Source organism: Pseudomonas baetica, assembly GCF_051216495.1.
GTDB lineage: Bacteria > Pseudomonadota > Gammaproteobacteria > Pseudomonadales > Pseudomonadaceae > Aquipseudomonas > Aquipseudomonas baetica_B.
The window spans coordinates 1-7,993 of record NZ_JBPKAM010000171.1; the positions used below are offsets into that span (position 1 = coordinate 1).

Consider the following 7,993-nt stretch of genomic DNA (forward strand, 5'->3'; position numbering starts at 1 on the left):
TGTGTTTGTTTCAATTTTCGTGGGGGCTTACCTTTTCTGAGAAGGATGGTGCCCCATCCCACCCCCCCCTTGTCTTCCCCCCCCCTTCCCCAACCCCCCCCGCTTCCACAAGGGGCCCGTGTCGTCCGGGAGATCAGCGGTACTCATCCAGCGGCACACACGCACAGAACAGATTCCGGTCCCCGTACACATTGTCCACCCGGTTCACCGCCGGCCAATATTTGTGGGCCTTGGTGTGAGCATCCGGCGTCACACCTTGTTCGACGCTGTAGGGCCGCTCCCAAATCCCGGTGATATCGGCCAACGTATGCGGCGCACGCTTGAGCGGATTATCCTCGGCCGGCCAGTTGCCGTTCTGCACCTCGGTGATCTCCGCGCGGATACTCAGCATCGCACCGATGAAACGGTCCAGTTCCGCCTTCGATTCACTCTCGGTCGGTTCGACCATCAATGTCCCCGGTACCGGGAACGACATGGTCGGCGCATGGAAGCCATAGTCCATCAGGCGCTTGGCAACGTCTTCCTCGGTGATGCCGGTGAGTGTTTTGAGCGGACGCAAATCGAGAATGCATTCGTGGGCCACCCGCTCGTTGCGCCCGGTGTAGAGCACCGGGAAGGCACCGGACAAATGCCGAGCCAGGTAATTCGCAGCGAGGATCGCCACTTCGCTGGCGTCGGCCAATTGCGGGCCCATCATGGCGATGTACATCCAACTGATCGGCAGGATACTCGCGCTGCCCCAGGGCGCGGCGCTGACGGCACCGTTCTGCGCCAGCGGCCCGTCGATCGGCACCACCGGGTGATTGGCCACGAACGGCGCCAGGTGCGCGCGCACGCCAATCGGCCCCATGCCCGGCCCGCCACCGCCATGGGGAATGCAGAAGGTTTTGTGCAAGTTCATGTGCGATACATCCGCACCAATGTCCGCCGGCCGCGCCAGCCCGACCTGGGCATTGAGGTTGGCGCCATCCATGTACACCTGACCGCCATGGCTGTGGATCACTTCGCAGATTTCACTGATGCCCTCCTCGTACACGCCGTGGGTCGACGGATAGGTGGCCATCAAACAAGCCAGCTTGTCGCCAGCCTGCTCGGCTTTTTCTTTCAGGTCCTCCAGATCGACGTTGCCCGCTTCGTCACACTCGACGATCACCACACGCATCCCGGCCATCTGCGCCGACGCCGGGTTGGTGCCGTGGGCCGAGGATGGAATCAGGCAGATATCCCGCCCGCCTTGTTGGCGGCTCTCGTGGTATTTGCGGATCGCCAACAGTCCTGCGTATTCGCCCTGGGCACCGGAGTTGGGTTGCATGCAGATCGCATCGAAACCGGTGATCGCGCAGAGCCAGCGTTCCAGCTCCTCGATCATCAATGAATAACCGACGGCCTGTTCTTTCGGCGCGAACGGGTGCAGGTTGGCGAATTGTGGCCAAGTGATCGGAATCATCTCGGCCGTGGCGTTGAGTTTCATGGTGCATGAACCCAACGGAATCATCGATTGATTGAGCGCCAGGTCCTTGTTTTCCAGTTGCTTGAGGTAACGCAGCATCTCGGTTTCGCTGTGATGGGCGCTGAACACTGGATGGCGCAGGTAGGGCGTGGTTCTTTGCAGGTGCCCCGGGATTGCGGAAGTCAGCGCCTCAGCATCGAGTTCATCGACGGTCAGTCCATGATCGGCACCCAGGAACACATCGAACAGCTTGGCCACGGTCGTTTCATCGCAGGTTTCATCGAGACTCAAGCCCAGTTGCCCACGCCCCAGAATGCGCAAATTGATCTGCGCGGCCCGGGCACTTTCGATGATTGCGGTCTGGGTGCCGCCCACGTCCAGGGTCAGGGTGTCGAAGAAGTGCTGGTTGAGCCGCGTGATGCCCTTGCGCTCAAGGCCGGCGGCGAGGACGCAGGTCAGTCGGTGCACACGCTGGGCGATGCGCTTGAGTCCTTCCGGACCGTGGTAGACCGCATAGAAGCTGGCAATGTTGGCCAGCAACACTTGGGCGGTACAGATGTTCGAGTTAGCCTTTTCCCGACGAATATGCTGCTCTCGGGTTTGCAGGGCCATGCGCAGGGCGACATTGCCCCGGGCATCTTTAGAGACGCCAATGATCCGCCCGGGAATCGCTCGTTTGTATTCGTCGCGGCTGGCGAAAAACGCCGCGTGCGGCCCGCCGTAGCCCATGGGTACGCCGAAACGCTGGGAGGAACCAAACACAACGTCGGCCCCCAACTCGCCCGGCGGGGTCAGCAAAAGCAGGCTCAACAGGTCGGCCGCCACACACGCCAGCGCTTGCTGGGCATGCAAGTGATCGATCAACGGCCGCAGATCGCGGATCTCGCCGTGGGTGTCGGGATATTGCAGGAGTGCGCCGAACACCTGGTGCTCCTTCAAGTTATCCACAGCGTCGATGATCAGCTCGAAGCCGAAGCCTTCAGCGCGGGTCTGCACCACGGAAATGGTTTGTGGATGGCAGTTTTCGTCGACAAAGAACAGATTGCTTTTTGACTTGGCGACTCGTTTGGCCAGCGCCATGGCCTCCGCCGCCGCCGTAGCTTCATCCAGCAGCGAAGCATTGGCCAGTTCCAGTCCCGTGAGGTCGATAGTCAATTGCTGAAAATTCAACAGCGCTTCGAGTCGTCCCTGGGCGATTTCCGGTTGATACGGCGTGTAGGCGGTGTACCAGCCAGGGTTTTCCAGCACATTACGCAGGATGACGGCAGGCGTAAGGGTGCCGTGATAACCCATGCCAATCAGGCTGGTCCAGACCTGATTCTGATCAGCGTAACCCCGTAGCTTGGCCAGCGCGGCTTCTTCATCGAGGGCTGGTGGCAGGTCCAGAGCACGGTTGAGGCGAATGCCTGGCGGCACCGTCTGTTCAATCAGTTCGACCCGACTGCCGAGGCCAAGGCTGTCGAGCATGGCCTGCTGCTCGGCGGCATCCGGCCCGAGGTGACGGCGAAGAAAGGCATTGGGATCGCGTAACTGGCTCAAGGACGGCAACTGGGACATGACGGGCTCTCTCTTGATTGGCGCTCGGCGTCGATGTGGCACGGTCAAACCAGCATAGCAGCCCATGTCGGACGCAAACCCTGTAGGAGCGAGCTGGCTCGCGATGGTCGTCAACGATGACGCTGGAAGCCTGGCACCCCGCGATGCTCTCAGGTTCATCGCGAGCAAGCTCGCTCCTACAAGGGATAATCACCAGGCAATAAAAAGCCCCGACAGGTCGGGGCTTTGGGGTGACGCTGAAGGCTTACTCGCCGATGGCGGCTTTGTAGCCCGCTGCATCGAGCAGCTTGTCCAGGTCAGCCGGGTTGCTTGGCTTGAGCTTGAAGATCCATGCTCCGTATGGGTCGGAGTTCAACAGCTCAGGTTCACCGCTCAGCGCGCCGTTGACTGCAATTACTTCACCGGCAACGGGCGAATAGATGTCCGAAGCCGCTTTGACGGATTCGACAACACCCGATTGATCACCGGCAGCAAAGACGTTTCCAACTTCGGTCAGTTCTACGAACACCACATCACCCAGCGCTTCCTGCGCGTGATCGCTGATGCCCACGGTGACGGTGCCATCGGCTTCCAGACGTGCCCATTCGTGACTTTCGGCAAAACGCAGGTTGGCAGGGATATCGCTCATGTTCGGTGTCCTCAGGATATTGTCAGCGGTCAGTGCCGCCAGAAAAGGTTAGATCAGGGTTTTGCCATGGCGTACGAAGGTCGGTTTGACCACTCGGACCGGGTACCACTTGCCACGGATTTCCACTTCCGCACGGTCGGCAGTGGCCATCGGCACGCGCGCCAGTGCAATCGACTTGCTTAGCGTAGGAGAGAAACTACCACTGGTGATCTCCCCTTCGCCAACATCGGCGATACGGACCACTTGATGAGCGCGCAAAACCCCGCGCTCCTCAAGGACCAGACCGACCAATTTGTGCTGTACGCCAGCAGATTGCTCGGCTTCGAGCGCCGTGCGCCCGATGAACTGGCGAGTGGCCGGCTCCCAGGCAATGCTCCAGGCCATGTTGGAGGCCAGCGGTGAAACGTCCTGGTGAATGTCCTGGCCATACAGGTTCATGCCGGCTTCAACCCGCAAGGTATCACGCGCGCCAAGCCCAATCGGAGAAATGCCTGCGCCCACCAGATCATTGAAAAAACCGGGTGCCTGAGCGGCCGGCAGGACGATTTCCAGACCGTCTTCACCGGTGTAACCGGTGCGCGCAATGAACCAGTCACCGTCGGGCTGGCCTTCGAAAGGTTTGAGCAGCTGGATCAGATTGCCTCGGGACTGGTTCACCAGTTCGGCAACCTTGTGCCGGGCGTGAGGACCTTGAATGGCCAGCATCGCCAGCTCGGAACGCTCGATGAGCTGTACATCAAAGCCGTCGAGATGGGCCTGCATCCACGCCAGATCCTGATCGCGGGTCGAGGCGTTGACCACCAGACGATAACCCTCGTCCAGGCGGTAAACGATCATATCGTCGACTATGCCGCCGCGCTCATTGAGCATGGTGCTATACAAGGCGCGGCCGGCGCTGTGCAGGCGTTCGACGTCATTGGCCAGCAAATGCTGGAGCCAGGCCTTGGCCTGGGGGCCGTCGACATCGATCACGGTCATGTGGGATACATCGAAAACACCGCAATCGCGGCGCACCTCATGGTGCTCCTCGACCTGCGATCCGTAATGCAGAGGCATATCCCAACCGCCAAAATCGACCATCTTCGCGCCGAGGGCGAGATGAAGGTCATACAGAGGCGTACGCTGTCCCATGGGTTTCTCCTTCCGGGCGTGGCGAAGGTGCGGGCGAGTGCTCTATCGAATAAAAGCCTTGAAACAAAAGGCTTCGAGCCGACTTCTACTACCTTGTCTGTCAGACGGACCGCACCGAATGCCGCGCATTGTAGCCGCAAGGTGTAGGACTGACACCTAGCTGTTTCGATGTGCCGAACGTCGAATCAATCCGATGACCGGTAGCAGCCCGACCAAAACCAGTGTCAGAGCCGGCAAAGACGCCCTCGCCCACTCACCCTCGCTGGTCATTTCAAAGATACGCACGGCCAGCGTGTCCCAGCCAAACGGGCGCATCAGCAGGGTCGCGGGCATTTCCTTGAGCACATCGACGAACACCAGCAACGCGGCACTCAACGAGCCGGGCAGTAATAACGGTAGATACACTTTGAAAAACAGTCGCGGCCCACTGACGCCAAGGCTACGTGCTGCTTCGGGCAAAGATGGCCGTATACGCGCCAGACTGCTTTCAAGCGGCCCGTATGCCACGGCGATGAACCGCACCAGATAGGCCAGCAGCAGCGCCGACAGACTGCCCAACAGCAACGGTTTACCGGCGCCACCGAGCCAGCCGGAGAGCGGAATCACCCACTCGCGGTCCAGGTAACTGAATGCCAGCATGATCGATACTGCCAGCACCGAACCGGGCAAGGCATAGCCAAGATTGGCCAGGCTGACCCCGGCGCGGATTCCCTGGGTCGGTGCCAGGCGTCGGGCAAAAGCCAGAATCAGGGCAACACTGACGGTGATCAATGCGGCCATCGCCCCCAGGTACAAGGTGTGGACGATCAAGCCGGCGTAACGCTCATCCAGGTCAAAGCGCCCACGCAGCCAGAACCACACCAGCAATTGCAGCATCGGTATGACAAAGGCACAGGCGAACACCAGAGCACACCAACCCGTGGCCAGCAGCGCCTTGAAGCCATGCAAGTGATACAACGCCTTGACCCGTGGCCGTTCGTTGCTCGCCCGGTTGGCGCCGCGCGCGCGACGCTCGCCGTACAGCACCACCATCACCACCAACAGCAACAGGCTGGCCAGTTGCGCAGCGCTGGAGAGGCTGAAAAACCCGTACCAAGTCTTGTAGATCGCGGTGGTGAAGGTGTCGAAGTTGAACACCGACACCGCGCCAAAATCCGCCAGGGTTTCCATCAATGCCAACGCTACGCCGGCACCGATGGCGGGACGCGCCATGGGCATGGCCACCCGCCAGAACGCCTGCCACGGCGATTGTCCCAGTACCCGGGCGGCTTCCATCAGGCCTTTGCCCTGCGCCAGGAATGCGGTGCGCGCCAGCAGGTAAACGTAGGGATAAAACACTAGCACCAGAACCAGGATCACCCCACCCGTGGAGCGCACGCGCGGCAATCGTAGGCCTGTGCCGAACCACTCGCGCATAAGGGTTTGCACGGGACCGGCAAAATCCAGCAGACCGACAAAGACAAATGCCAGCACGTAAGCCGGGATCGCAAAAGGCAGCATCAACGCCCAGTCCAGCCAGCGCCGGCCGGGGAATTCGCAGAGGCTGGTGAGCCACGCCAGGCTCACTCCGAGGACCGTCACACCGACACCGACACCGAGCACCAGAGTCAGGGTGTTACCCAGCAGGCGCGGCATCTGTGTGTCCCACAAATGGGACCAGATCTGCGGGTCGATGGATTGCCAGGAAAGCAGCAGAACGCTCAGGGGCAGCAGGACCAGCGCAGCAATGGCGAAGACCAGGGGATACCAGCGGCGTTGGGCGGGGTGGGCCAAGGACAAACTCTCTAACGGATGGAGATTTCAATAGAAACCTTGTAGGAGCGAGCCTGCTCGCGAAAAACGTCAACGAAAACGCGGGGTGCCTGACAGTCCGCGGTGTAGTGACGTTCATCGCGAGCAGGCTCGCTCCTACAGGGTAGGAGGCGCCTTGCACATAAACAAACGCCCCGCATAGGCGGGGCGCAGTATATCGGGAGACTCAGTTCCAGCCAGCCCGGTCCATCATGCGAATCGCTTCAGCCTGACGCTTGCCGGCAACTTCGACTGGCAAGGTATCGGCCACGAACTTGCCCCAGGCGGCGACTTCAGCGGAGGGCTGCACGGCAGGGTTGGCCGGGAACTCCTGATTGACGTCAGCGAAGATCTTCTGCGCTTCAGGCGTGGTCATCCACTCCACCAGGGCCTTGGCGGCTTCCGGGTGCGGGGCGTGTTTGGTCAGGCCAATGCCCGACAGGTTGACGTGCACGCCACGGTCAGACTGGTTCGGCCAGAACAGCTTCACCGGCAGGTCAGGCTTCTGTTTGTGCAGACGGCCGTAGTAGTAGGTGTTGACGATGCCGACGTCACACTGGCCGGCATTGATGGCCTCCAGTACCGCAACGTCGTCGGAGAACACGTCGGTGGACAGGTTGTTGACCCAGCCCTTGAGGATCTTCTCGGTTTTCTCGGCACCGTGGACTTCGATCATGGTAGCGGTTAGGGACTGGTTGTAGACCTTCTTCGCCGTGCGCAAGCACAGGCGGCCTTCCCAGTTCTTGTCGGCCAGTGCTTCGTAGGTCGTCAGCTCACCCGGTTTCACGCGATCGGTGGAATAGGCAATGGTTCGCGCCCGCAGGCTCAGGCCGGTCCAGGCATGAGAGGCCGCGCGGTATTGCGGCGGGATGTTGGCGTCGATGGTTTTCGAGGTGAATGGCTGGAGGATGCCCATCTGCTCGGCTTGCCATAGGTTGCCGGCATCGACCGTCAGCAACAGGTCGGCAACGGCGTTTTCGCCCTCGGCCTTGACCCGCTGCATCAGCGGCGCTTCCTTGTCGGTGATGAACTTCACCTGCACGCCGGTTTTGGCGGTGTAGGCATCGAAGACCGGTTTGATCAGCTCATCGATACGCGAGGAGTAGACCACCACCTCGTCGGCGGCCTGGGCGGCGGTGCTGCCGATCAGGGTCAGGGCCAGTGCGGTCAGTAGACGCTTGGGTGCCAACATGGGAGCGGTCCCTCGATTGAAAAATGAGGCCAAATGATAAGGACTCACATTTGCCTTCTCAATCAAACAGTTCGTGGAGGCGTTACCAGATGTTGCATGGATTGAGATTATTGGTGGACTTGCCGACGCCTTCGCGAGCAGGCTCGCTCCCACAAGGAGAGGGACGATCAATTCGGGGGAGGGGTCGGGTGCTAAGGGAGAGGCGGTATCCGATAGGAAGCTCAGGCCGCGAGAAGTCCAGGAG

General features: G+C 60.6%; 5 protein-coding genes. All 5 read right to left on the reverse strand.

What is annotated here, in order from left to right:
- Positions 1–133: 133 nt before the first annotated feature.
- Positions 134–3,007 carry an aminomethyl-transferring glycine dehydrogenase gene (gcvP, locus tag ACSFE6_RS30060; protein ID WP_435431007.1) on the reverse strand — a complete coding sequence of 958 codons (2,874 nt, stop codon included), beginning with the start codon at positions 3,005–3,007 and terminating at the stop codon, positions 134–136.
- 244 nt (positions 3,008–3,251) lie between these two features.
- On the reverse strand, positions 3,252–3,635 hold the full coding sequence (gene gcvH / locus ACSFE6_RS30065) for a glycine cleavage system protein GcvH (protein WP_435431008.1): 384 nt from the start codon (positions 3,633–3,635) through the stop codon (positions 3,252–3,254).
- Between the two features lie 48 nt (positions 3,636–3,683).
- Complete coding sequence (gene gcvT / locus ACSFE6_RS30070; protein ID WP_435431009.1) at positions 3,684–4,766, reverse strand: glycine cleavage system aminomethyltransferase GcvT; 1,083 nt, start codon at positions 4,764–4,766, stop codon at positions 3,684–3,686.
- A gap of 156 nt (positions 4,767–4,922) precedes the next feature.
- The gene (locus ACSFE6_RS30075) at positions 4,923–6,539 is read right to left on the reverse strand and encodes an ABC transporter permease (RefSeq protein WP_435431010.1); all 1,617 of its coding nucleotides are present in this window, start codon (positions 6,537–6,539) and stop codon (positions 4,923–4,925) included.
- A 205-nt stretch (positions 6,540–6,744) separates the two neighbouring features.
- Positions 6,745–7,749, reverse strand: a complete 1,005-nt coding sequence (locus tag ACSFE6_RS30080; RefSeq protein WP_435431011.1) for an extracellular solute-binding protein — start codon at positions 7,747–7,749, stop codon at positions 6,745–6,747.
- Positions 7,750–7,993 lie beyond the last annotated feature (244 nt).